24 protein-coding genes are annotated in these 24,755 nt (G+C 40.5%); 10 read left to right on the top strand and 14 right to left on the bottom strand.

Going from position 1 to position 24,755, the window contains the following annotated elements; all coding sequences use genetic code 11:
• Positions 1–93: 93 nt before the first annotated feature.
• The 3 genes from I6E69_RS02290 to I6E69_RS02280 form a co-directional block, all read right to left on the bottom strand.
• Positions 94–414 (bottom strand): hypothetical protein, encoded by a 321-nt coding sequence (locus I6E69_RS02290; protein ID WP_197120545.1) that lies wholly within the window; start codon positions 412–414, stop codon positions 94–96.
• Between the two features lie 502 nt (positions 415–916).
• Positions 917–1,168 (bottom strand): Rho-binding antiterminator, encoded by a 252-nt coding sequence (locus I6E69_RS02285; protein ID WP_197120544.1) that lies wholly within the window; start codon positions 1,166–1,168, stop codon positions 917–919.
• A gap of 10 nt (positions 1,169–1,178) precedes the next feature.
• Positions 1,179–2,018, bottom strand: a complete 840-nt coding sequence (locus I6E69_RS02280) for a DUF417 family protein (RefSeq protein WP_197120543.1) — start codon at positions 2,016–2,018, stop codon at positions 1,179–1,181.
• A gap of 285 nt (positions 2,019–2,303) precedes the next feature.
• Between I6E69_RS02280 and I6E69_RS02275 the strand changes: the two genes are divergently transcribed.
• The gene (locus I6E69_RS02275; RefSeq protein ID WP_197120542.1) at positions 2,304–3,770 is read left to right on the top strand and encodes a DASS family sodium-coupled anion symporter; all 1,467 of its coding nucleotides are present in this window, start codon (positions 2,304–2,306) and stop codon (positions 3,768–3,770) included.
• 350 nt (positions 3,771–4,120) lie between these two features.
• A complete protein-coding gene (locus tag I6E69_RS02270) occupies positions 4,121–4,465 on the top strand; it encodes an N-acetyltransferase (RefSeq protein ID WP_197120541.1) in 345 nt (114 codons plus the stop codon).
• Between the two features lie 2 nt (positions 4,466–4,467).
• Here I6E69_RS02270 and I6E69_RS02265 read toward each other — a convergent pair whose 3' ends face one another.
• From I6E69_RS02265 to I6E69_RS02225, 9 genes are all read right to left on the bottom strand, one after another.
• Positions 4,468–5,103 (bottom strand): trimeric intracellular cation channel family protein, encoded by a 636-nt coding sequence (locus tag I6E69_RS02265; RefSeq protein WP_004334621.1) that lies wholly within the window; start codon positions 5,101–5,103, stop codon positions 4,468–4,470.
• Between the two features lie 578 nt (positions 5,104–5,681).
• Positions 5,682–6,083, bottom strand: a complete 402-nt coding sequence (locus tag I6E69_RS02260; protein ID WP_024595034.1) for a hypothetical protein — start codon at positions 6,081–6,083, stop codon at positions 5,682–5,684.
• 135 nt (positions 6,084–6,218) lie between these two features.
• Complete coding sequence (locus I6E69_RS02255; protein ID WP_197120540.1) at positions 6,219–6,815, bottom strand: RDD family protein; 597 nt, start codon at positions 6,813–6,815, stop codon at positions 6,219–6,221.
• A gap of 137 nt (positions 6,816–6,952) precedes the next feature.
• Complete coding sequence (locus tag I6E69_RS02250; protein ID WP_197120539.1) at positions 6,953–7,687, bottom strand: DUF5020 family protein; 735 nt, start codon at positions 7,685–7,687, stop codon at positions 6,953–6,955.
• Between the two features lie 29 nt (positions 7,688–7,716).
• A complete protein-coding gene (locus I6E69_RS02245; protein ID WP_004334596.1) occupies positions 7,717–9,093 on the bottom strand; it encodes a uracil-xanthine permease family protein in 1,377 nt (458 codons plus the stop codon).
• Between the two features lie 77 nt (positions 9,094–9,170).
• Positions 9,171–10,238 carry a BMP family ABC transporter substrate-binding protein gene (locus tag I6E69_RS02240; protein WP_197120538.1) on the bottom strand — a complete coding sequence of 356 codons (1,068 nt, stop codon included), beginning with the start codon at positions 10,236–10,238 and terminating at the stop codon, positions 9,171–9,173.
• A gap of 72 nt (positions 10,239–10,310) precedes the next feature.
• Positions 10,311–11,237 (bottom strand): ABC transporter permease, encoded by a 927-nt coding sequence (locus I6E69_RS02235; RefSeq protein WP_197120537.1) that lies wholly within the window; start codon positions 11,235–11,237, stop codon positions 10,311–10,313.
• Positions 11,238–11,240: 3 nt separating this feature from the next.
• Positions 11,241–12,344 (bottom strand): ABC transporter permease, encoded by a 1,104-nt coding sequence (locus I6E69_RS02230; protein WP_197120536.1) that lies wholly within the window; start codon positions 12,342–12,344, stop codon positions 11,241–11,243.
• Positions 12,341–13,900, bottom strand: coding sequence for an ABC transporter ATP-binding protein (locus I6E69_RS02225; RefSeq protein ID WP_197120535.1), 1,560 nt, complete (start codon positions 13,898–13,900; stop codon positions 12,341–12,343). Before I6E69_RS02225 ends, I6E69_RS02230 begins: the two co-directional genes overlap by 4 nt.
• Before the next feature lie 198 nt (positions 13,901–14,098).
• Here I6E69_RS02225 and xdhA point away from each other — a divergent pair, with 198 nt between their 5' ends.
• The 8 genes from xdhA to puuE are packed head-to-tail and all read left to right on the top strand — an operon-like array spanning position 14,099 to position 23,157.
• Complete coding sequence (xdhA, locus tag I6E69_RS02220) at positions 14,099–15,598, top strand: xanthine dehydrogenase small subunit (protein WP_197120534.1); 1,500 nt, start codon at positions 14,099–14,101, stop codon at positions 15,596–15,598.
• Positions 15,585–17,924, top strand: a complete 2,340-nt coding sequence (gene xdhB / locus I6E69_RS02215; RefSeq protein WP_197120533.1) for a xanthine dehydrogenase molybdopterin binding subunit — start codon at positions 15,585–15,587, stop codon at positions 17,922–17,924. Before xdhA ends, xdhB begins: the two co-directional genes overlap by 14 nt.
• Positions 17,917–18,807 (top strand): xanthine dehydrogenase accessory protein XdhC, encoded by an 891-nt coding sequence (xdhC, locus tag I6E69_RS02210; protein ID WP_197120532.1) that lies wholly within the window; start codon positions 17,917–17,919, stop codon positions 18,805–18,807. Before xdhB ends, xdhC begins: the two co-directional genes overlap by 8 nt.
• Positions 18,804–19,304: a 2-oxo-4-hydroxy-4-carboxy-5-ureidoimidazoline decarboxylase gene (gene uraD / locus I6E69_RS02205; RefSeq protein WP_024606698.1), complete on the top strand. Its 501-nt coding sequence runs from the start codon at positions 18,804–18,806 to the stop codon at positions 19,302–19,304. Before xdhC ends, uraD begins: the two co-directional genes overlap by 4 nt.
• Positions 19,301–19,639 carry a hydroxyisourate hydrolase gene (uraH, locus tag I6E69_RS02200; RefSeq protein ID WP_024595278.1) on the top strand — a complete coding sequence of 113 codons (339 nt, stop codon included), beginning with the start codon at positions 19,301–19,303 and terminating at the stop codon, positions 19,637–19,639. The genes uraD and uraH overlap by 4 nt, the downstream gene beginning before the upstream one ends.
• Positions 19,640–19,641: 2 nt before the next feature.
• Entirely contained in the window at positions 19,642–21,006 is a 1,365-nt protein-coding gene (gene guaD / locus I6E69_RS02195; protein WP_197120531.1) for a guanine deaminase, read from the top strand.
• Between the two features lie 5 nt (positions 21,007–21,011).
• Positions 21,012–22,223 carry a urate hydroxylase PuuD gene (locus I6E69_RS02190; RefSeq protein ID WP_197120530.1) on the top strand — a complete coding sequence of 404 codons (1,212 nt, stop codon included), beginning with the start codon at positions 21,012–21,014 and terminating at the stop codon, positions 22,221–22,223.
• 1 nt (position 22,224) lies between these two features.
• Positions 22,225–23,157 carry an allantoinase PuuE gene (gene puuE / locus I6E69_RS02185; RefSeq protein WP_197120529.1) on the top strand — a complete coding sequence of 311 codons (933 nt, stop codon included), beginning with the start codon at positions 22,225–22,227 and terminating at the stop codon, positions 23,155–23,157.
• An 81-nt stretch (positions 23,158–23,238) separates the two neighbouring features.
• On the opposite strand, the gene I6E69_RS02180 is transcribed toward puuE, so the two are convergent.
• A complete protein-coding gene (locus tag I6E69_RS02180; protein ID WP_039486603.1) occupies positions 23,239–23,928 on the bottom strand; it encodes a LuxR C-terminal-related transcriptional regulator in 690 nt (229 codons plus the stop codon).
• Positions 23,929–24,177: 249 nt separating this feature from the next.
• The gene (locus tag I6E69_RS02175; protein WP_039486600.1) at positions 24,178–24,699 is read right to left on the bottom strand and encodes a hypothetical protein; all 522 of its coding nucleotides are present in this window, start codon (positions 24,697–24,699) and stop codon (positions 24,178–24,180) included.
• Positions 24,700–24,755: the final 56 nt, after the last annotated feature.

Genomic DNA, 24,755 nt, shown 5'->3' with positions numbered 1-24,755 from the left:
TATATAACGAGCCTGTTAACAGGCAAGAAATAGTTGGTTAAATTAGCGACAAAGGAACAAAACCAACTATTTTTGTCCTTGTTTAACAGCTTGTTACGCATTGTTTACACTACAGTCAATTGTTGCATTAATCTTTGGTGGGTAGACAGAACCAAACTGACTATGCGAGCCATAAGTACCCATTTTATATTTTTTAACGTATATATCACTAGATTTGCATAACTCTTTTCCTTTGAGCTCTACCAATTCGACCATATCTGTTTCATTAAGATCGGTATGACCAAAAACCTCAATTGAATACGTCCCATCAGAATTTTTGCTTACATCGCTATATTGGACTATGACACCTTTATAAGTTTTCATTCCAACACAACCAGAGATTATTAATATGATTAAAGGTAGATACTTTTTCATGCTTATCCTTAAACACCTAACAGCTTATTGAACACCACTTTGGGGATTTATAGCACCCCAAAACGGCGTATATTACAGTGTTCAATAATTCCACTAAACAACTTCAATGTAAACAAGTAATTAAATATGTTACAAAAAACCCTTTGTAATTTTTCACCAAAACGGTGTTTAATAATGTTATTGGACAAAATAAAAATAGAGCTTTATTTATGTAGTTACCTTTACAACAATAATTAACAAACGGACGGATACTAAGGGCTAGCTAAGGCTTATTGAGGCTTACTTATACTGGTTTAGCATTTTTATACACTTAATAGTTGGCGTTTAGACTTGTTCGGTGGAAAAACTCGAGTAAAGAATAAAAGAAAGTAATAGGAAAATTTTGGCTTTATGTATTTAGCACGTAATTAGCTAAAGCATTGGTTAGATAAGCGAGCCATAAACATATTGATTGATACAGACTCGCTGAGATATTTATTATAAAAACGAATGAGTAAAGTGTTTACTTTACATCAAAGTTCACATGGTCAAAGTATGGGTTTTTCTCACGCGCTTTAAGTACGCTGATTGTGGTTAGCACAATGAGTTGCAGCTCGTTATTTACGTTAACAACTATGCATTCGTCTTTATTTGCATTGCGCTTTGTATCAGTTGCTATCCCGCATACACCATCGCCATTTTTTAATATAAGCTCAATGCTTAAATGGTGCATACAAGCAATTTCGATGTAGTCGTATTGGTTGCAACTGATCATAACGTCCTCTTTATTTAGTCGGTTTAAAAACCATTAAAAAAGCAATAACAACAAGGTTGGCTATATACCACAAATCTTTAATTACAAATTGCCCTAAACGATCCAATAAAGTGGAAGAGCTAAATGCACCGGTGGCGGTAATTAAGAATGTTTGGGTCATCATAAATACGCTTAAACACGCTAAGCCACTTACAATAATTAGCTTTTTATTATTTAAAAATAGCCCTAAGCCCAATAACACAGCAAATAATACATCAAACCCGCCAATTACGTTAGACGCGCCTTGTACGCTAAATACCGTGTATAACCACGACATAAACGGTGAGGTTTCTACTAAACTTACAATGCCTTTTGCTTCAAATTCATAAAACTTCATGCCGCCAATCCACAATAAAACCATAGCAACCGGTATAAAGTTTAAAAGTACGTGTTGTTTGTCGGTAAGTTTGTCTTTATAAAACAAAAACAAATACAAAGGCACTACAGCAAAGTATTTAATTATGCCCTGCCCGCTACCAATGATTGGAAAGCCGCCAAGTTGAGCCATCCAACGGTTACTGGCAAACAAGGTAAGTAATGCAACTAAACTTATAATTGCTGCAAGTAAAAGTGCTGGCGTAGGTTTCATTAGTTTAAGGCGAGCGAGCACGGTGGCAAACGCTAAGGCAATCATAAAGGAGCCACTAATTAAACCTAATGCAGGTACAGACATTAGCGAGTCAACGCCATAAAAACTAAACGTAGCCGTTAACGTATTAGGGTTTGATCCTAACGCAAACGACAAGCCAAGTAGCAAAAAGCTAGTCGTTAATAAAAAAGTAATCACGTTATTGGTTAGTTTTAAGTTCATTGTATTTCCAAGTATTCGTTGAGGTTTATAAAGACCTTACGAACCTATAAAACAATTCAAGCTAACTCTTAAAAATCAGAGTTAATTAAGCACACTGTAAGCTCTTATCGGGTAATGTAATCAATCACTTTAGTTTATAGTTTATTTCCTCTTTATTAATAAAATTAAATAAGTCTAATATTCATATGATGTGCGTCATCTTTTTTATTATTAAATGAAGTAGAATAACGTCGCCTTTTCAATACACAGAATGCATGCATTTCTAAAACTTAGGGACATTTTTTAATGAAGGGTACTGATATTCGAGTTACCTCTGGACTGATTTCTATAGCCATTGTTTTACTACTTTGGTTTGCTGTACCGCCTCCGCAAGGTGTTACCGAAAACGCATGGCATTTGCTCGCTTTATTTATTGGTACTGTAGTTGCGATTATTGGTAAAGCAATGCCTATCGGCGCCATTGCTATTTTAGCTATTACTTCTGTTGCGTCAACCGGCGTAACTAATGACAGCCCATCTGGCGCTATTAAAGATGCATTAAGTGGCTTTTCTAATTCATTAATTTGGTTGATTGGTATTGCTATTATTATTTCTCGGGGTTTAGCTAAAACTGGTCTGGGAAATCGTATTGGCTATAATTTTATTTCTCTTTTTGGTAAAAAAACAGTTGGTATTGGCTATGCACTCGCACTTTCTGAACTTGTTATAGCACCTGTAACGCCAAGTAATACCGCGCGAGGCGGCGCTATTATTCACCCAATAATGAAGTCGATAGCAACAAGTTTTGGCTCGTCTCCTGAGGAAGGCAGCTCTCGTAAAATTGGGCACTACCTTGCTTTAGTGAGCTACCATATAAACCCTATTACATCAGCTATGTTTATTACAGCGACTGCGCCAAACCCGCTAATTGTAAAGCTGATTGCTGATGCTACCGGTGCAAATATCAGTATTACTTGGAGTACATGGGCGCTGGCAGCGCTTGTTCCTGGTTTGCTATGTATTGCCCTTGTGCCTTTGGTTGTTTATGCCATTTACCCACCTGAAGTTAAAAGTACGCCCGACGCTAAAACCTACGCAGAATCTAAATTAACTGAAATGGGCCCAATGAGTTATGGCGAAAAAATAATGGTGGGTGTTTTTGCTATGTTGCTTGTTTTATGGGCCGGCGTACCTGCAATGATTTTAGGGGCTGACTACGCGGTTAATACTACCGCAGTGGCTTTTTTAGGCTTGTCGGTTTTATTAGTCACTGGTGTATTAAGCTGGGACGATGTACTTAAAGAAAAGTCTGCGTGGGATACCGTTGTTTGGTTTTCAGCATTAGTAATGATGGCCACTTTTTTAAATAAACTAGGTTTGGTAACGTGGTTTTCAACACTTGTTGAGAGCAATATTGCGCAACTGGGCTTTGACTGGATTGTATCGGCCATTATATTGGTAGCTGTATATTTTTACGCTCATTACTTTTTTGCGAGTACTACAGCACATATTACTGCTATGTTTGCCGCATTTTACGCCGCAGGTTTAGCGCTTGGCGCTCCGCCTTTATTTTTAGGTTTACTGTTAGCTGGCGCTTCATCACTGATGATGTCGTTAACGCATTACGCAACAGGCACATCACCCATAGTGTTTGGCTCAGGCTATGTATCGTTAAAAGACTGGTGGGTAATGGGCCTTATAATGAGCGTTATTAATTTAAGTGTATGGGGAATTATTGGCGGGCTTTGGTGGAAAGCACTTGGGTATTGGTAGTCTTGCCTTTGTTAGTTTGGCTTGCACATTTAATACTGCGCACTTATTTTAGTTCGTTCTACAAATATAAACATTGAGGCTGTTGCAAGGGAGCACTATGGTTTTTAAATTTATAAAGGCAGCATATTCAGACCGAGACTACTTATTAAGCCTCAGAAAACTAACTATGATTGAACACTTAGAAAGTGCCGGGTTATTTTTAATACCAATTCGCTTAATTAAGTGATCTATTTTGAGGCTGGAAAAACGTGTTGATAGCTAGGCAAAAAATTCGCTATTTAGTTGTTCTAAATGAGCATTTTTTAACGCAGGTAGCGACACGTTTAGCCCCGCAAAATGATTAAGTATTATTGCGGATTGGTATAACAGATCAACAGCATGTTTTAAGGCTTGATGACCAATATGACTGCTCCCATCTTATAGTTATAAATGAGGTACCAATTGGTACTTTAAAATACCAAACGCACGCTCAACACGTTGAAATAATGCAATTACAAATACATCCATTGCATCAAAATAAAGGGTATGGGAAAGCGGTTATTGAACAAGTAATTACAAATGCGCAGTCAAAACCCATTAAACTCACTGTGCTTAAAAACAACCCAGCATTAGGACTTTATAAACGGCTGGGTTTTACTATAACGGATGAGGATAATTACGAGTACCACATGCAAACGCGAGCTACTCGTAACTAAAATTAGTCGCTTTGATCTCTGAAGTCTTTTTTTCTGAAAATAGTTAAATGCCAACCCCAATGCAAAGAACCTAATCTTAAAAAAATAGTCGTGAAAAATGAGCCTAAAATACACCAAATGTAATCTACATTAAGGCTAAATAAAGCAGCATAAACTGCACCACCCGCTAAACACGCAGAGGCGTAAGGTTCGCTGCGCATAACAGTTGGCACCTCACGGCAAATTACGTCGCGTATTAAACCACCAAATATACCTGTAGTAATGCCCATGGTAATTGCGACCACCATACCAGAGCCATTAATGAGTGCTTTTTCTATCCCCATAATATTAAATAACGCCATACCAACAGCGTCTACCAATAAAAAGTAGTAATTATTAACGCGCGGTAAATATCGAATAAATGCAATTGTTGCTATAACGGCCCCATAGGTCGAATATAAATACTCTGGAGTTGCAATCCAAAATACCGGTTTGTTTAAAAGTATATCTCTGAGGGTACCGCCCCCTAATGCTGTAACGGTTGCAACCACTACGACGCCAAAGCCACTAATGTTTTTTTCATACCCAAGCAATGCCCCTGCAACAGCAAAAAATGCAACACCGAGTAACCCTAGTACCATAAAGTATTCAGCAGTCATGGTAATTCCTTTTTAAAGTTTATTAGGAGTTGTATCAACTTACGTGCCAAAAAACTGAGTAAATATAAATAAACCAACAATTTAAGTGACTGAAATTTATAAGCTTATTTAATTTATTAAAAAACGTTAGCTATGTGATATTTAGTGAAGGATTAACAAGAGTAATTATTTTAATTATGGGTAGTTTTTACACGTTAAAGTACAGAGGGATTTTGTTACAGAGTTGCAGTCGAGCACTTTTAAATTTTAAGCAAAAATTAAAGGAACAATAAAGCTATTACCAATATTACAAAAATAATAGGCAATATTGCATGTTGCCAATTTTGTTCTTTATTTTGATTATAGAGTGTTTCCATTGAGCTTTTATCATTATTGGTAAAACTATGCTGGCACTGCATACAGTTTTGGGCTTTTATGCTCACCCAAGTACCACATTTAATACATGCGTAACGCCTCGACAGTTTATCAAACTCGTTTGTTTTCCTAAATATTCTCATTTATCACCTCATTGATTTTCGCCGCGGTAAGAAAACCAATGAATAATATACGCTCTTTAAATTCATTGTTACTTCTTTACTTTATTCAATAATTTTTACATTTGGAATGTTTTGTAAAAGGTAGGATTTTAAAGATTCAAACGCATCTTTATTAAAAATAAACTCAGTTGTTTTACCATCAACTTGATTATACGGTAGTGCAAATACACCGTGCCTCTTAGTTTTGTCGATGACAACTTTGTTAATATCGTTAATATTAAACACTTGCTTATAAACGTATAATATTTGCCCCTCAACGCGTACAGCCTTTAACGGGCTTTGCTCAACATTACGCGAACGAATAAACACAAAATATAAAATAACGGGAAATAAAAACAGGTTAAGCGCTTGCAAACTAAAAGGTTTATCTATCAATACAATATATGTTGAGTAACAAATTAAAGAGGCCGCTAGTGCTAAAATTAATTGTGTGTTGTTTTTCATAATCATCCTTGGTTACTAGTCAAAAAAATCGGTAAGGTTTTTTAATTATATTACCAATTTAGTGAAATACGCCATTTTTTAACTTTTGCTAATCAAACTTAAATCCGGGCAAAGCTGCCATAATTAATATCCTGATTAATCTACATAACTCACTTTTGTTCCCGCTAAATGATCATGTAAACATCGTTTATCTTTTCCAAATATAAATAATGGATTAACAAAACCAGCTATAAACTGACCTACCGAAGGGACAAGTGATAATAGTTGCATACAAAGCATGCGTTTAAAGTAAATTGTAGTAAAGCTTGCTTGTGTACCATCTAAATTTTCAATACGGATAGACATTAAAGATTTACCAATTGTTTGTCCGCGTTGGTACATAAGGTAACCATGAAGCACTAACGTGCTTAATATGCCATAACCTAGCAAACCTGCAGATAAAGTAAGTGTTGGTTGGCTTAAATTATCAAACCCTACGAGTATGAATACAGGTATAAAACAAGCAACACCTAAAACGCCATCAACAATAGCAGCCACTAGCCTATCTGAGCGCGTTGCTTTTTCTCCTGCTACTTTTGATACAATATTTTCAGATGGGTTCTGTGCTTCTCGCGTTTCAATTAAGTCGTCTATTTCTTTTGCTCGATCTGGGTAGGCTTCGCGATCTATAGCTCTCGCTGATGAGTAAAGCTCATCTAAAGTGTAGGTAGAAAAATCAATTTCAGAGTCCATGCAAAAAATCCATATAGTGTTATTAAAAAGTAATTTAACACAATTAATTTAAGCTATTCAATTATTTAAGATTATCAAATAAAAAAGCTACTAAAAAGTAGCCTTTAATTATTAATTAAATACCATTCAATTTGCTGTTAAAAATGCCATTTAACTAGTAAGTTTGGATTATGTTCGGTTTGCCCATCTACACCAAATTTATTTTTCCAATAAACATACTCAATACCCACATCAAGACGAGTGGTATCTAAGCCGAGCATAGGGGCAATATTGTATTTAATCTGCGAGGTAAAGTTAAAGCCACCTTCACTTTTACCAAACATTGTGTCGGTGCTATCTACAATATCTAAAAAGCCATCGTATCTAAAGTTACCTTTGTTATAGCCCCACGTGACTGTTATTTGGTTATTATCTTCACGTTGAATACCTATATCATCTTGAAAACGACGATAATAAGCCACATTAAAATATTGAAAGCCAGGTACATCAAGTGATACACCGCCCCCTAATAAATAGTTATTTTGATCCGTATCTCCCGAGCCATACTCTGTTTGTAGGCCTAAAAACACCTCTTTAACAAAGCTATTTTGTGGCTTGTAAAGAGTAGGGTTTATGTTTAGCTCACCGTACACTTCATCGGGATTACTTAGTCTATCCATAAAGAAGAACGTACTGCCCCATGTATGTCCCGATGCATGCTCTATAGTAACAACACTTCTATCATCTTCAGTACCTGAAAACGGCTCTAGGTAGTCGGCTCCTGTCATTGCGGTAATACTAAAATCAGACCAAAGCTCTTTAGCCGATACACCTGTAGAGCACATTGCAATTGCAGTTACTAATGCTAATTTTTTTATTGTTTTGATTTTCATTGTTAATCCCTTTTATGATTTTTATTAGTTTAGTTAAGATGATCCGTACTTGCTGAGTAATTTTCTGGTAGTACCAACGTCATTATTATTGCGGTGATACCCGACACCGTCACTGCACTACCAAATATGGCAGTAACTAACTTAGGTGCGTTTGCAAACAACTCCGGTACAAAACTAACACCTAGCCCGAGCCCCAAACTCACCGCAATAATAAGTAAACTTCTGCGATTTATTTTTTCGCTGGCGAGTATTTTGACCCCAGCGGCTGCTACGGTGCCAAACATTACAAGCGTTGCACCGCCCAAAACAGGTTTAGGTATATTTTGTAATACAGCGCCAATCACAGGAAACAAACCAAGAATGATTAAAATACCGCCGATCCACAGGCCTATGTACCTGCTGGCAACACCTGTTAGCTGAATAACCCCGTTGTTTTGACTAAAAGTAGTATTTGGAAAAGTGTTAAATAAGGCCGCAATCATCGAGTTAACGCCATCACCTAGAATACCACCGCGTATGCGTGCTAAGTAAGTAGGCCCTCTAACAGGTAACTTAGAAACAGCACAATTGGCAGTAATATCGCCTGTCGATTCAATTGCAGTAATAAGGTATAAAAAGCCAAAGGCTATAAGCGCACCAAAATCTACACTAAAACCGTACTTAAACGGTATTGGCATGGCGATTAAATCAAACTCGCCGACTTCAAATTTGGCTATTCCTAATATAACGGCCAGTATCCAACCTACTATCATGGCTACAACCACGGCTGTTAGCCTTACCCATTGATTTTTACTTGCATTAAGCAGCACCACTAAAGCAACAACCGAAAAACCAACAATTAGGTTACTTGGTGAGGCAAACTCGTCAGGCTTATTAGTTAATAGCCACTGGCCGCCGCCTATGTCGGTCATACCCACTTTTATAAGGTAGACGCCTATAGTGGTAATAACCACGCCGGTAACAACAGGCTTAATTACTTTGCCGAGTTTTTCTATAAAAAAACTAATAAATATCTCTACAAAGGCCGCTAAAAAACACACAGCAAAAATAGTAGCGAGCACTTCATCGTTATTGCCACCCGTAGCTTTAACAGTAAAGCCTGTGGCCAAAATAGTGCCTAAAAAAGCAAAACTGGTGCCTTGCACACATATAAGTCCAGAACCAACAGGCCCTACTCTGCGCGCTTGTATAAACGTACCAACACCCGATACAAACAACGCCATACTAATTAAATATGGTATTTCAGCTGCTAGGCCAAGCACCCCACCAATAATAAGTGTGGGTGTAATAATGCCTACAAAGCTTGCGAGTACGTGCTGTAGTGCAGCAAAAAATGATTCAGTTAGCCCTGGTTTATCATCTACCGCGTAAATTATGTCTTCTGAAATAGCTTCTTGGTTTGACATGGTCAATATCCTTTTAGCGCTTAAACTTGGGCAAGGTATTAACGCCCTGCCCTATTTTAATTCAAATACGTCTGCGTTTATTTAAGCTGCCCTTCTACGCCTTCAACGTAAAAGTCCATGCCGAGTAAGGTTTTATCATCAATAGTCTGCCCAGCTTTTGTAACCAGCTCACCTTGCTGATTTTTTATAGGGCCAGTAAATGGATGAAATTCACCTTTACCAATTTTCTCTGAAATAGCATTTACTTCACTTACTACATCACTTGGAATGTCTTTACTTAGCGGCGCTAAGCGAGTCATCCCTGAGCCTATCCCTTTCCATATATCTTGCGATTGCCATTTATCGTCAAGTACTTGCTGTACGCGATCTGCATAAAATTCATCCCAGTGATGAACCGCTGCCGTTAAATGTGCTTTTTTACCGTATCCGCTCATATCTGAGTGGTAGCCAATAGCGTAAATACCAGCGGCTTGCGCTGCTTGCAGTGGTGCAGGCGAATCAGTATGTTGGGTAATAATATCAACGCCTTGATCTATTAGGCTATCGGCAGCTTCGCGCTCTTTACCCGGATCAAACCAGCTATTAACCCACACTACTTTTACTTTTGCATTAGGCTTTACTGAGCGCAAACCAAGCGTAAATGCATTTATACCGCGTATTACCTCCGGAATAGGAAACGCAGCAATATAACCAATACTGTCGGTTTTACTCATGTGCCCTGCAATAACACCTGTTAGGTAGCGTCCTTCGTAAATGCGATCAAAGTAAGTGCTTACGTTTTTTGCGCGTTTATAGCCTGTGGCATGCTCAAACTTTACATTAGGAAATCGTTTAGCCACTTTAAGTGTTGGGTTCATGTAGCCAAACGACGTGGTAAATATTAAATCGTGCCCGCTTTTAGCCAGTTGCGTAATAACACGCTCTGCATCGGCCCCTTCTGGTACGCTTTCGACAAAAGTAGTTTCTATTTTGTCGCCAAACTTTTCTTCTAGGTAATGGCGGCTAGAGTCATGTGTATAAGTCCAACCGGCCTCACCTATGGGGCTTACATATACAAAGCCAACTTTTACGCTATCTTTTGCAATAGCAGATGCGTTTATGCCTAAGCTCAATGCAACCCCGAGTGCTGTTATAAGTTTTTTCATTGTTATTCTCCGTGTTATATTTTTAATATCCTGTTGAAGCAGGTGATTTGCCTTATTGATTTTGTAATTAATTTAATGACCCTTGTGCCAAGGTTTACCTAGCCACATGGGTTCGTACATTTTTAATTTTTGTTTATTTTTACTGAGCATAATCAGTACTATAAGCGTTGCACCATAAGGCAACATGGCCAGTAAGTTAGACTCCACAGCCCACCCAAAAGCCTGTGCCACTAAGTGCATAATGCTGGCAAAACCAAATAAATAAGCACCAAGCATTACGCGCTCAATACGCCAGCTTGCAAACACCACTAAAGCAAGGGCTATCCAACCTCGCCCTGCCGTCATGTTTTGAGTCCAAAGTGGTGTATAAGCCAACGACAAATATGCGCCCGCAATGCCAGCCAGTGCGCCGCCAAACATTACGGCGAAATAACGTGTACGCATTACAGGTAATCCTAAGTTATTCCCCACACTTGGGTTTTCGCCAATAGCTCGTACTGCAAGCCCTGCTCTGTGGTATTTAAAAAACAAATACGCACCAAGCACTAAACCCCAACTTAAATACACAATGGCGTCTTGCGAAAATAGCGCTTTGCCTAAAACTGGAATATGCTCAAACCCTGCAATTGCTAAAGTAGGTAACGCGTTAATGGTTTTTCCCTCATAGTCGGCCCCTAAAAATGCCGAAAGGCCTGTACCAAAAATAGTCAGCGCTAAACCTGCCGCTACTTGGCTAGCATTTAAATTAAGTGCTACAAAAGCAAAAATAAGTGAGGCCATAACCCCGACCACAGCTGCTACCGTAAAACCAATAAATAGGTTGTCGCATTGGTACATAGTTATAAACCCTGCCACTGCGCCAAGTAGCATCATGCCTTCTTGCCCTAAATTTAAGGTGCCGCTTTTTTCGCATACCATTTCACCCAGCGCCACCAGCAATAAGGGGGTGCCTGTACGAATAGTGGCGTATAAAATATTAGTAATTACATCTAATTCCATGATTTAAGACTCCTGTGCAATTTGTATTGGCTGCGCTTTTTGTTGTTTAAATGGCAGCGAAAATTTAAGGCGATAAGTAATAAGCACATCGCACGAGAGTAAATAAAACAGCATTAACCCCTGAAAAATACCGGTTATAGCGTTAGGTAATCCCATGTTAATTTGCGCAAGTTCACCTCCCATATAAATAAGCCCCATTAGTAAGCCCGCAAACGTAATTCCTACTGGGTGGAGTCGCCCCAAAAAAGCAACAATAATGGCGGCATAGCCATAACCGGGTGATATTTGCGGAACCAACTGTCCAATAGGCCCAGCTACTTCGCCCGCTCCAGCAAGCCCCGCCAAGCCCCCGCTAATAACTAGCACTCCGGCAATTAATAATGCTCGCTTGTAACCCGCCATTTTGGCCGCGGATGCATCAAGCCCAAGTACTTGTATTTGAAAGCCTATAAAGGTTTTACTAATAAAAACCCATGTGGCGCATAGCGCTAATAACGCAAACGCCAGGCCTAAGTGCAATCGAGTACCGTCGAATAAAATAGGTAATAGCGTGCTATCGCCAAACAATGCACTTTCAGGAAAGTTATAACCGTGAGGATCTTTGAGTGGCCCATGAACAGCCCACAGCAATACATTTACTGCTATGTAGTTGAGCATTATGGTGACTAAAATTTCATTGGTGTTTAAACGCAGCTTCATAAAAGCAGCAAGCCCCGCCCACAACATGCCACCAGCAATACCAGCGAATAATGTAAGTGGCATTGCAAAAGCACTTGTTGAGTCAACAAAGTTAACGGCTACAGCACTAGCACATACACCACCAATAAGCAGTTGCCCTTCTGCGCCTATATTCCAAACCGATGCTCTATAACAAAGCGCTAAGCCATAGGCGCATAGCAAAATAGGAATGGTCATTACAAGTAGCTCAGTTACACCATACCAATCGGCAACAGGTGCTATAAGCAATGTATACAGGGCATTTAAAGGATCATGCCCTAATAAGGCAAACACCACGTAACCGGTTATTAATGTGAGTAAAATAGCTAAAACAGGAGAGAGATAACTCCAAGCCGGTGAGCGCTCAACACGTGGTTCTAACTTAATCATGCGAGTGCCCCTTGTGGTGTGTGTACTTTAGGCTGGTTATTAAAAACATCGCTAAAGTCGCCAGCCATCCACTGCCCTAACTGCACAAGCGGTACGGTATCGGTATTTAAAATAGGAGACAGTTTGCCATCACAAATTGCGCCAATGCGGTCGCAAATTTTATAAAGTTCGTCTAAATCTTCTGAAATAACGAGTACCGCACACCCTTCGTCGCGAAGCTTTAAAATTGCTTCATGTATCGCCACTTGTGCGCCTATATCTACACCCCAAGTAGGGTGCGACATAACGAGTAGTTTTGGGCTTTGCTCTACCTCGCGACCAATAATAAATTTTTGTAAATTACCACCTGAAAGGCTAGCTGCATGAGTGCGAAAACTTGGCGTTTTAACCTTGTATTTTGTAATGATTTTATTAGCAAGCTCAGTAATTTTTTGTTTTACTAAAAAGCCATTTTTAACTATTCCACTATCAAAACTAGTAAGCAATGCATTTTGTGCCAAATCCATAGTGGGCACGGCTCCTCGCCCAAGCCTATCCTCTGGCACACATGCAAGCCCAAGGCGGCGCCTTTTTAGCGGGCACAGTGCATCAACTACGGTATTTTTAAATTTAATGGCACTACTACTAGCTTGAATTTGTTCCCCCGAAAGCACTTTTAATAACTCTTCTTGTCCGTTGCCTGCAACACCCGCAATCCCCACTATTTCGCCTTGCTGTACTGCAAAGTTAATGTTTTTAAGGGGTGTTGCAAATAACGCTTGTGCGGCGGTGGTTAGATTATTAACGGTTAAAAAATCCGCAGTACCCAAAGCTCTGCGAGTTTGGTTACTAATTGGCGTGTTGTCGCCTACCATCAGCCTAGCAATTGACTCACTAGTTTCCTTTTTAGGAATACAATGCCCGCTTACTTTTCCGCCTCTCAAAATGGTCGCACTGTCACATAGCTCAATCACTTCGTGCAGTTTATGGCTGATAAACAGCACAGAGCAGCCTTCTTTTTTAAGTGACTTTAGGGTTTTAAATAATGCATCGACTTCTTGTGGAGTAAGTACTGAAGTGGGTTCGTCTAAAATAAGTAACTGAATATCTAATAATAAGCATCTAACAATTTCTACTCGTTGGCGCTCGCCAGTTGAAAGTGTTGATACCAGTCTATGGGGGTCTAATGGCATACCATAACGTGTTGATGTTTTCGTAATTCGACCCGCAAGCGTGCTGCTATGCCCTGCTAAATCACCTAACGCTAGTTCAATATTTTGGGCAACCGTAAGTGTTTCAAATAACGAAAAGTGCTGAAAGACCATTCCAATGCCTAAATCACGCGCATCAGCAGGCTCTTTTATATTCATTATACGGCCGTTGAAAAACATGTCCCCTTGGTCAGGTTTAACCACACCATAAAGCATTTTCATTAATGTGCTTTTACCTGCACCGTTTTCACCTAATAAGGCATGCACTTCACCATGCTTAATTTTTAAGGTTACGTCATTATTGGCTATACATCCGGGATACTGCTTTGTCATTCCCTGCATAGTAAGGCGGTATTTATTATTCATTATTAGGGCCTATTTGTACTTAATGAGCAATTTAGCCTACTCAAAACATCAACTGACCAACCGGTCAACAATGGCATGGTAACTGCAATATACTTACCAAGATGAAAAAGTATTTTTCTTACCCGTGCGCAAACAACAAGAAAAAACATACGCCAAGCCTTTATGTATCAGGGCTTTATAAAAATTAAGGGGGTCTGTGTGATTCAATTTTTATTAAATAACACGCCAATTGAAGTACAAGAATGTTCGCCAAGTCTCACCATTTTGGACTGGCTACGCACCAAAAAAGGGAAAGTGGGCACCAAAGAAGGGTGTGCAACTGGCGACTGTGGCGCGTGCACAATTTTAGTGGGTGAAGAGCGTATAAATGCAAACGGGCAAACTAGTTGGCAATACAAAACAATGAACAGCTGTTTATTGTTATTAGGTAATGCGCATGCAAAACATATAGTAACGGTAGAGGCTGTGACTACTGGCTTATACCCAAACTTAACCGATTTACATCCCGTACAACGTGCACTGGTGGAGTGTCATGGTTCGCAGTGTGGTTTTTGTACGCCTGGTATAATAATGAGCTTGTTGGCTCTTTATATTAATGAACCAACATACCCTGGTAAAAAAGCGGTTATTCATGCACTTGGTGGTAACTTATGCCGTTGTACAGGTTATAGCCCTATATTACTTGCAGCCGAAAAAGCCTATAGCTATGAGCGTAAAGCTGAACCTTACTCAGCAATGGCCGCTCAATTTAAAGCATCACTTAATACGCAATATGATGACGATATTCCATTTTTAAAAAATGGTCCTCGCAAATTTTACTTACCACAAACTGCCCAACAACTTGTTGAGCTAAAAGCGCTTTATCCTTATGCACATTTAGTTGCTGGTGGCACCGACTTTGCCATTGAGCTTAGCCAAAACATGCTCTTACCGGATGTAATTATCTCCCTTAGCCAAGTAAAGGACCTTTGCACCTTGGCAGATAATAACGGTGAGTTACACATTGGTGCAGCACTTCCTTATAGCCAATTTGTTGAAGTATTTTATAACCATTACCCAGAGTCAAAAGAGCTATTTGAACGCTTAGGATCAAGCCAAGTACGTAACAGCGGCACACTCGGTGGCAGCATAGGGAATGCCTCTCCTATTGGCGATCCAGCTCCCCTTTTAATCGCTCTTAATGCATCAATGGATTTATTAAGCAGCGCTGGTACGCGCACTATTAAAGTTGCCGACTACTTTATTGATTACAAAAAAACAGTTCTTAAAAGCGATGAAGTAATTAGTAAGTTCACCATCCCAAAGCGCCCAGAGTCACTAAAACTGGCGTGTCATAAAATATCAAAACGCTTTGAAGACGATATATCTACCGTGTGTTTGGTGCTTGCTATAGAGCATTCACAAAACATGATTACTCAAGCCCGCTGCGCTATGGGCGGTATGGCAGCTATTCCTAAGCGCGCGCAGCATATTGAGCAAAAGCTGATATCTCAATCATTACAAGTAAGTAGTTTTATAGACGCAGCAACGGCTATTAATAATGACTTTACGCCTATGAGCGATGTAAGAAGCAGTGCGCATTATCGCACCACGGTAAGCAAAAACTTATTACAACGCATTGGTATTGAGTTTTGTGAGCCACAAGCACGCAACAATAACAACATTGCCATTACGAGGATCTCACATGCGTCACTTTGAAATGGATAAACTAAAAGCGCAAGGTGGTAGCGTTGGGCAATCTAAATATCACGAAAGCGCTATTAAACAAGTTTGTGGCAGTGCAAATTTTGCCGACGATAACCCTGAGCCATACGGTTGCCTGCATGCTTACCCAGTGCTCGCCCCTGTTACAAGCGGCTTTATTAAATCAATAGATACAAGTCACGCACTGGCAGTTGAAGGCGTTAAACGTATTTTATCGGCCGAAGATGTACCGGGTAAATTAGATATTGGCCCAGTATTTCCTGGTGACGTATTACTCACTAGTCATGAAATTCAATATCACGGACAACCTGTATTAATTGTCGTTGCCGACACCTATGAAATAGCGCGCCGCGCGGCACGCTTGGTGGTTATAGAGTGCGAGCAAACTACACCCATACTTGATATTAAAGAAGCCATTAGCAAAGAGCATTGGGTAAGGCCGCCCCATTCACTTAACCGTGGTAACAGCGAACAAGCCATTAATAACGCAATCCACCAGCTTAAAGGCGAAATAAACATAGGCGGGCAAGAACACTTTTATTTAGAAGGCCAAATAGCGCTGGCGCAACCTGATAACGACGGGGGCATTCATGTTCAGTGTTCTACGCAACACCCTACTGAGGTTCAACACTTAGTTGCTAAAATTTTAAAAAAGCCATTTAGCTTTGTAAACGTAGAAACCCGCCGTATGGGCGGTGCTTTTGGCGGCAAAGAAACCCAAGGCGCACCATGGGCATGCCTTGCAGCCCTTGCGGTTTACCACCTTGGCTGCGCAGTAAAAATGCGCCTAGCCCGTAGCGACGATTTTAAATTAACCGGTAAACGCCACCCGTTTTATAATCACTATCATGTTGGTTTTGACGAAAATGGTTTAATAGAAGGTGCCGACATTACCGTAAACGGATTTTGTGGCTACTCCCCCGATTTATCAGATGCAATAGTAGACCGCGCCATGTTTCATGCCGATAACGCCTACTACTACCCAGCCGCCACAATTAAGGGTAATCGCTGTAAAGTAAATACCGTAAGCCATACCGCATTTAGAGGATTTGGTGGCCCGCAAGGAATGATTATGGGCGAGCTAATAATGGACGATATAGCCGCTAAATTAGGTAAAGATCCGCTTGAGATTAGAAAACTCAATTTATATAAAAAAGGCCGCGATACCACGCCGTACCATCAAACCGTAGAGCAACATATTTTAATAGATATGATTGCTCAGCTTGAGGAGTCGGGTGACTACTGGGCACGTAAAGAGGCTATTAAAGCATTTAACGTATCGTCACCTATTATCAAAAAAGGCCTTGCGATGACGCCGGTTAAATACGGTATTTCGTTTACGGTACAACACTTAAACCAAGCCGGTGCATTAGTACATGTATATAGCGATGGTTCTATACATTTAAACCACGGCGGCACCGAAATGGGCCAAGGACTAAACACCAAAATTGCGCAAATTGTGGCCCATGGCTTTGGGGTCGATTTTAACGCGGTAAGTATTAGTGCTACGCGTACCGACAAAGTGCCAAACACTTCACCAACAGCGGCCTCAAGCGGTACCGACTTAAACGGTATGGCGGCGCTAAATGCAGTAAACACAATAAAAGAGCGCTTAATAAACTTTATTACCGAGCACTTTGAAGTAGACAGCCAAAGTATTACATTTAAAGATAACCTCATTACTTTTAGTAAAGGGGAAATTAGCTTTAGCGAACTTGCAAATCTTGCTTATATGAATCGTATATCGCTTTCATCTACCGGTTATTACGCCACACCAAAAATTCATTACGATAGAGCCAAAGGTGAAGGCCGCCCATTTTTTTACTACGCACACGGCGTTGCACTGAGTGAAGTAGAAGTAGATACGCTTACGGGCGAAAACACGGTAACTCGCGTTGATATACTGCATGATGTAGGCAGCTCAATTAACCCAGCACTTGATATAGGGCAAATTGAAGGCGCCTTTGTACAAGGTATGGGCTGGCTAACAACCGAAGACTTACAATGGAATGATAAAGGCCAGCTTGCAAGCTTTGGCCCAGCCAACTACAAAATACCAGCCATTGGCGATACACCCGCCGAATTTAACGTCAATCTTTATAACTCAGCAAATCCAGAAACCACCGTATTTAGATCAAAAGCCGTAGGCGAGCCGCCATTTATGTTGGCCTTTAGTGTATGGAGCGCTATTCGTAATGCAATAAGCAGTGTGGCTGATTACAAATACACAGCCCCACTGGATACACCCGCAACCCCAGAGCGAGTATTGAGTGCAATTGAGCAAACCGCTAGCTGGTTTAAGGAGCATCAACATGACTAATTTAAATGAGTCGTTTCAGGGTTTTCATACGCAAAACTGGGCGCAGGCTATAAACGAGCACGAACAAAGCGGCACTAATTATGTAATTGCCACGGTACTTGGCACAAATGGCTCAACCCCTCGCGGCACAGGCTCTAAAATGGTAATAAGCGGCGAGCATATTTACGACACTCTTGGCGGTGGCCACCTTGAATACGTAGTAATAGAAAAAGCCCGCGAACTACTTGCCAAAGGCGAAGCCGCCCAAGTAATTGAGCAATTTAACCTAGGTGCAAATTTAGGCCAGTGCTGCGGCGGGGCTGCCACCGTTATGCTTGAATGCATGCAATGCGAGCGCTTTACCCTCGACATTTATGGCGCAGGCCATGTAGCACAGGCGCTTATTGGTATATTGGCACAACTACCTATGCGCATACGCTGGATAGATAGCCGCGCCGATGTATTCCCACAGGCTATTCCAAATAACGTAGTAAAAGTGGTTGATGAAGAACCAACAGAGCAAGTAAAACGTGCGCCTAAAGCTAACAACTACTTAATATTGACCCATAACCACCAGCTCGACTTTGCACTCACCCAAGCCATTATTAAACGCGCCGATGCCAATTGGCTTGGTGTAATTGGCTCTGACACTAAAGCCAAACGCTTTAAGCAGCGCCTAGCACATCGCGATTTTACAGCCGATCAAATACAGCAAATGACCTGCCCTGTTGGGCTTAAAAACATTACGGGCAAATTGCCAATGGAAGTGGCTATTTCGATTAGTGGACAGCTAATTGGCCTTTACCAGGCTATGCAAACCCAAGCACCAAAACGCCAAGGCTTGCAATGGCGCACACTAAAAAATGCCTTAATTAGCACCACGCAAGAGGAAGTAAACGCATGAGTAGTTTACAAATAAATACGCTAAATGATGCACAAGTAAAACAAGCACTTGAGCATTGCTGCGCGGCCCCTAACTGGGTGGCGGGCATGGTAAAAGCAATGCCATTTAAAAGTGCTCAGCAGCTGTTTGAATGCGCACAAAGCACATGGGATAACCTTGGCGAAAGCGACTATTTAGCTGCCTTTGAAGGCCACCCGCAAATAGGCGACTTATCAACCCTTAGCAAAAAATACGCTGCTACCGCACAAAAAGCGGGGCATGAGCAATCGGGTATGAGCAAAGCAAACGAAGCCGTACTTACCAAAATGATTGCCCTCAATAAAGAGTACCTGAACAAGTTTGGCTTTATTTTTATTGTGTGCGCCACCGGTAAAACGGCCGAACAAATGCTCGAACTCATAGAGCAGCGCATACACAACACCCGCAGTACAGAGCTAAATATAGCCGCGGGCGAACAAGCCAAAATAACAAAAATAAGATTGGAGTCACTGCTATGAGCAAAAGCCCTATAACTACCCATATACTTGATACAAGCACCGGAAAACCTGCGGCAAATGTTGCTGTTAAGCTATTTAAACTTACAAATAACGAATGGGTACAACTAACCCAAGGCAAAACCGATTCCGATGGGCGAATTACCGACTGGCTAAATACAGAAGTAGAATTTGCAACCTATAAGCTAGTATTTGATTTAGATAGTTATTACCAAAACCAACCTACCCCTGCGTTTTACCCAGAGGCGCAAATAACGTTTAGATTACAAGATACTAAACATCATCATATCCCATTGTTGCTTAGCCCGTTTGGCTACTCTACATACAGAGGTAGCTAATAATGAGCACACAAAACAATAATAACTTAACAGTAGTTTGTGCCGATATACTCGACTTTGTTGACGACCCTGCCATTGCTGGCGAAAACGCCCATCGTTTTTTTGAAAAGGGCGCATTAGTTATCAAGCACGGCAAAGTAGTTAAACTTGGCTATGAGCAAGACATATTACCTACAATTGATAAATCAGCGCATATTATCCGCCACGATGGCAAACTCGTTATGCCTGGTATGATTGACACCCACATACACTTACCACAAACCGAAATGGTGGGTGCGTACGGCGAGCAACTGCTAAGTTGGCTCACCGAATACGCCTTCCCAACCGAAAAAAAGTTTACATGTAAGCATTATTCAAAAGAGATATCTAACCGCTTTTTAGACGAGCTGCTGCGCAATGGCACAACCACTGCCCTTGTATTTGGCACAGTGCATCCGCAATCGGTTGATGCGTTTTTTAAAGAATCACAAAAACGCAATTTACGCATGATTGCCGGTAAAGTAATGATGGACCGTAACTGCCCTGACGACTTATCTGATTGCGCGCAAACAAGCTATGACGAATCCAAAGCCCTAATAAAAAAATGGCACAATGTTGATAGGTTAAGCTACGCAGTTACACCGCGTTTTGCCCCCACATCAACCCCTGAACAATTACAAAAATGCACTCAGTTACTTGAAGAATACCCAGACACCTACCTGCATACACACCTATCGGAAAACAAAGACGAGTGCGAATGGGTTAAAGGGCTATTTCCAGAAGCTGAAGATTACCTTGGCGTGTACGAGCAAGCAAAAATGGTACGTAAACGCTCAGTATTTGCCCATAGTATTCATTTATCTGAGCGCGAGCTTTGCTGCCTTGCAGATAACAATGCGGCAATATCGCACTGCCCTACCTCAAACCTATTTTTAGGATCAGGGCTTTTAAATTTAAAAGCCTGTGAAGAGCACGGTATAAACGTAGGCATGGGAACCGATGTAGGCGCAGGAACAAGCTTTTCTATGCTACAAACAGGTAACGAAGCTTATAAAATTCAGCAATTACAAGGTCAAAAGTTTTCAGCATTTAAAGGGCTGTATTTAGCAACTCTCGGCGGTGCTAGAGCACTTGATTTAGAAGGGACAATTGGTAATTTTGAAGCCGGTTGTGAAGCCGATTTTATTGTAATGGATTGTTCAGCAACCCCATTTTTAAAATTTAGAATACAACATGCCAAAACCCTACATGAAAAACTGTTTGCAATGATGATGTTAGGCGACGACCGCTGCGTTGAGCAAACCTACATTATGGGTAAAAGCGTGTATAAGCGCGATGATAACAATCAATTTTCAGACACCCGCTCACCGGTATTAGAAGAGGCTTAACCGTTATGGAAAACTATTTATTTGAGCTTGCTCATTTAGTACTGCGTTATTTTCATGTTATTGCTGGTATAGCATGGATTGGCGCTTCATTTTATTTTGCATGGCTTGATAACAACCTACAAACACCACCGCAGTGGAAAATAGATAAAGGCATAAAAGGCGATTTATGGGCCGTGCATGGTGGTGGCTTTTACGAAGTGGCTAAGTATCAAAATGGCCCTGAACAAATGCCTCATACTCTGCATTGGTTTAAGTGGGAAGCGTACACAACCTGGATCACCGGTATATTACTATTTAGCTTACTTTATTATGTTGGCGCCGATGTGTATTTAATTGATAACAGTAAAAGTGAGCTAAGTAAATTTGCAGCTATTGGCGCATCCCTTGGTTTTATTGGCTTAGGCTATGGTGTTTATCGTTTATTGTGTAAAACCCCACTGGTCGAAAACGGCAAAGTGTTTATTGCTGTAGTTATTGGTTTATTAGCTCTGTGGACTTTTGGGGTTGATCAATTATTTAGCGACCGCGCTGTGTATATTCATGTAGGTGCACTTATTGGCACGTGTATGGTGGGTAATGTGTATCACATTATTATGCCAGGCCAGCGCTACATGGTGAGTGAAGTAGAAGCTGGTAGAATCCCTGATTCAGCGCCAGGTTTAAAGGCAAAGCTGTGTTCTATACATAATAACTACGCCACATTACCTGTGGTATTTATTATGCTTAGCAATCACTTTCCTTACACGTATAGCCACAACTTTGGCTGGCTTATTTTAATTGCGCTGTTTGGTATTGGTATGTGGATACGCCATTACTTTAACTTAAAGCATCAAGGCGTTAATAAGCCCTCAGTACTTGTAAGCGGTATTGCCGCCTTTTTTGCTCTTATGCTCGCCATAGCCCCTTGGCCCAGTACACCAACAAATGCAGGCGAAAGCGCGCCTTTACAAGCAAGTATTACCGACGCACAAGCGTGGGATATAATTAGCAAACACTGTACTGGGTGTCACAGCGAAACACCCACCTCTGAGCTTTTTCAAACAGCGCCGCTAGGCTTTAAGCTCGACTCTATTAGTGATGTAAAAAAATCCAGCACGCTTATTCATACCCGCGCGGTTATAACCAAAGACATGCCACTGGCTAATATGACCCAAATGACTGATGTAGAGCGCGAAACGCTCGGGTCTTGGCTCACAGCACTTAAAAAGGAGCAATAAAATGAGCGAGCAATTTAAAAACTACCCGCGCGATTTAATTGGTTATGGTCCAGATGTACCCCATGCAAATTGGCCCAATAAAGCACGTATTGCCGTGCAAGTAGTATTAAATTACGAAGAAGGCGGCGAAAACTGCGTGCTGCATGGTGATGCAGCCGCTGAAACGTTTTTATCTGAAATAGTCAGTGCCCCCCATGTTGAAGACCGCCATATAAGCATGGAGTCTATTTACGAATATGGCTCACGCGCTGGCGTGTGGAGGCTACTGCGTTTATTTAAAAAATACGATATACCGGTCACCATTTTTGCAGTGGCGATGGCCCTTGAGCGCCACCCCGATGTAGCTAAAGCCTTTGTTGAAGCGGGCCACGAAATTGCAAGCCATGGCCTGCGCTGGATTAATTATCAACATATAGATAAACAAACCGAACGCGAGCATATGCAACAAGCCATTGAAATCATTCAAGCGCTTACCGGTAAAAAGCCCAAAGGTTGGTACACAGGGCGCACAAGCCCTAACACAGCAGCCCTTGTAGTTGAAAATGGTAATTTTTTATATGATGCCGACGATTACAGCGACGACCTACCTTTTTACAGTATTAAAGAAGGTAAACCACAGTTAATAGTGCCCTACACGCTTGATGTAAACGACATGCGCTTTGCTGCCGTGCAGGGTTTTAACGCAGGCGATCAGTTTTATAATTACTTAAAAGATGCATTCGATACACTATACGAGGAAGGCGACCCAGAAGGTGAAAACACCCCTAAAATGATGTCGATAGGTTTGCATTGTCGCCTAATTGGCAGACCAGGAAGAATAAAAGCATTAGCACGGTTTTTAGAATATGCTCGCTCGCATGATCAGGTTTGGTTTGCCACACGTGAGCAAATAGCCGAGCACTGGCTTAAAACACATCCGTATAAAAAAGCATAGTTTATATTTTTTAAAACATAAAAAAGCCCAGCAATGCTGGGCTTAAAGTCACTTTAGGAGTAGTGAAATTTATTCAAAAAACTATTTCCCCATTGGCAGCAAAACAGATATGTAGCGCTGCGCCCAATTAGCAAGCTCCACCCTGTTGCGTGAGTTAGTTTTTTTAAACGCACTGTACAAATGTGTTTTTACAGTGTGGTCGCTAATGCTAAGTTTATCAGCGATTGTATTGTTACTCGCACCCTGTGCAATTAAATGAATAACAGACTTTTCCCGCTTTGTTAAATGCTCGTAATAGTCCTGCTTTAATTCAATGTCGCCGTGTAGGTTATTAAATGACGTTGCCACGGCTAAAATGTCGTTAAAAGCTTTTGAAATTACTTTACGCGTAAACCAAAGCTCGCCAGTATCAACACGAATTAACCCTTTAAAAATATCTTCTGGCGCATCTGATTTATAAAAAACACCATTAAAATGGTTAAGCAATAAGTTTTGCTCGCACACATCTTCTTTATCAACATTAAAGATAACAACGCTATAGTGTTTAGCTAAACAAATAAGGTCTGCGGGAATGAGATCTTGCCATTTACTTTTAGCACCATCTATTAAAAATAAATCATAATTTGCACGCAACTCTATTTTAGGCAAAACATCATCCATTTTAATATCACCAAACAGGGCTTGTAGTGTCCTTAAAATAGTGGCGTAGTTATGTAAATGAAAAGAGGATTGAAATGTTGTTTTTACGAATACCGAGTTTTTATGGGGCATAAATTTCGTCCTTGAAACATTTACACTACATTACCTAAACCAAATACAACTTACAATGAGATTTTGGTATTAAAATAAAGTTATCGCTTCTCACCCTAAAACAGATAAAAACCTATTAAATCAATATATAACCTACATTGCCTTTGTTTTTACAATTGCTTTTGTAAGATAAATAACAGATCGGATTAGTAGTTTAGTAATTCTTAAAACCTTAAATATACATTGTCGTAAACTAAGCTTTAGGGGTAATTATTCTATTGTCTCTTTTAATTTATTTAACGCATCAACCGAAAAACCTCGATCATAAAAGTATAAAATTTCGCCGCTGCTATTTATAAGTACCACACGAGAGTTATTTGGGCTTTGATTACCTGTAAACTTTTGAACTGTCTCGCCATCTTTATAAATAGTGATTACCCCACCCCATAATTCTTTAGGGATGCCTTTGCGCATACCGCTGTCTATAAATGTGCTAAACATACGTGGTGCCATGCCGGCAATGGTTGGTAGTTCGTATGTAGGGAGCGTTACGCCCGCCATATCTAAACCAATTAACCAACGGTCTATATCAAACTGGCTGTCTTGCTTGTACCCAATGAGCAGTAGTGTTTTATCTGCTTTAAAATCACTAGGTATAGTCACCATACTTTGCTCTAAGCTTTCGCCACTAATGCTTGGAAACTGCTTACCTGTTAATTGCTGGTTTGGGTACTGTGTAGTACATGCGCTAAGTAATAAAAGTGCAAAAGCACTTAATGTTAATTTGATCATAATAAACCTAATATTTATAAATTTCATACCGATACGTTTAGTATGGCAGCTGAGAT

It is taken from the genome of Pseudoalteromonas sp. NZS100, from assembly GCF_015864815.1.
Classification (GTDB): domain Bacteria; phylum Pseudomonadota; class Gammaproteobacteria; order Enterobacterales; family Alteromonadaceae; genus Pseudoalteromonas; species Pseudoalteromonas distincta.
Note: the sequence above shows the minus strand (reverse complement) of the source record. Positions and strands in the feature narration are given on the sequence as shown.

What these genes read in the sequence shown, in the direction of transcription:
- I6E69_RS02290 (WP_197120545.1), bottom strand. Translation starts at nt 414, where the DNA reads ATGAAAAAGTATCTACCTTTAATCATATTAATAATCTCTGGTTGTGTT.
- I6E69_RS02285 (WP_197120544.1), bottom strand. Translation starts at nt 1,168, where the DNA reads ATGATCAGTTGCAACCAATACGACTACATCGAAATTGCTTGTATGCAC.
- I6E69_RS02280 (WP_197120543.1), bottom strand. Translation starts at nt 2,018, where the DNA reads ATGAACTTAAAACTAACCAATAACGTGATTACTTTTTTATTAACGACT.
- I6E69_RS02275 (WP_197120542.1), top strand. Translation starts at nt 2,304, where the DNA reads ATGAAGGGTACTGATATTCGAGTTACCTCTGGACTGATTTCTATAGCC.
- I6E69_RS02265 (WP_004334621.1), bottom strand. Translation starts at nt 5,103, where the DNA reads ATGACTGCTGAATACTTTATGGTACTAGGGTTACTCGGTGTTGCATTT.
- I6E69_RS02260 (WP_024595034.1), bottom strand. Translation starts at nt 6,083, where the DNA reads ATGAAAAACAACACACAATTAATTTTAGCACTAGCGGCCTCTTTAATT.
- I6E69_RS02255 (WP_197120540.1), bottom strand. Translation starts at nt 6,815, where the DNA reads ATGGACTCTGAAATTGATTTTTCTACCTACACTTTAGATGAGCTTTAC.
- I6E69_RS02250 (WP_197120539.1), bottom strand. Translation starts at nt 7,687, where the DNA reads ATGAAAATCAAAACAATAAAAAAATTAGCATTAGTAACTGCAATTGCA.
- I6E69_RS02245 (WP_004334596.1), bottom strand. Translation starts at nt 9,093, where the DNA reads ATGTCAAACCAAGAAGCTATTTCAGAAGACATAATTTACGCGGTAGAT.
- I6E69_RS02240 (WP_197120538.1), bottom strand. Translation starts at nt 10,238, where the DNA reads ATGAAAAAACTTATAACAGCACTCGGGGTTGCATTGAGCTTAGGCATA.
- I6E69_RS02235 (WP_197120537.1), bottom strand. Translation starts at nt 11,237, where the DNA reads ATGGAATTAGATGTAATTACTAATATTTTATACGCCACTATTCGTACA.
- I6E69_RS02230 (WP_197120536.1), bottom strand. Translation starts at nt 12,344, where the DNA reads ATGATTAAGTTAGAACCACGTGTTGAGCGCTCACCGGCTTGGAGTTAT.
- I6E69_RS02225 (WP_197120535.1), bottom strand. Translation starts at nt 13,900, where the DNA reads ATGAATAATAAATACCGCCTTACTATGCAGGGAATGACAAAGCAGTAT.
- xdhB (WP_197120533.1), top strand. Translation starts at nt 15,585, where the DNA reads ATGCGTCACTTTGAAATGGATAAACTAAAAGCGCAAGGTGGTAGCGTT.
- xdhC (WP_197120532.1), top strand. Translation starts at nt 17,917, where the DNA reads ATGACTAATTTAAATGAGTCGTTTCAGGGTTTTCATACGCAAAACTGG.
- uraD (WP_024606698.1), top strand. Translation starts at nt 18,804, where the DNA reads ATGAGTAGTTTACAAATAAATACGCTAAATGATGCACAAGTAAAACAA.
- uraH (WP_024595278.1), top strand. Translation starts at nt 19,301, where the DNA reads ATGAGCAAAAGCCCTATAACTACCCATATACTTGATACAAGCACCGGA.
- guaD (WP_197120531.1), top strand. Translation starts at nt 19,642, where the DNA reads ATGAGCACACAAAACAATAATAACTTAACAGTAGTTTGTGCCGATATA.
- I6E69_RS02190 (WP_197120530.1), top strand. Translation starts at nt 21,012, where the DNA reads ATGGAAAACTATTTATTTGAGCTTGCTCATTTAGTACTGCGTTATTTT.
- puuE (WP_197120529.1), top strand. Translation starts at nt 22,225, where the DNA reads ATGAGCGAGCAATTTAAAAACTACCCGCGCGATTTAATTGGTTATGGT.
- I6E69_RS02180 (WP_039486603.1), bottom strand. Translation starts at nt 23,928, where the DNA reads ATGCCCCATAAAAACTCGGTATTCGTAAAAACAACATTTCAATCCTCT.
- I6E69_RS02175 (WP_039486600.1), bottom strand. Translation starts at nt 24,699, where the DNA reads ATGATCAAATTAACATTAAGTGCTTTTGCACTTTTATTACTTAGCGCA.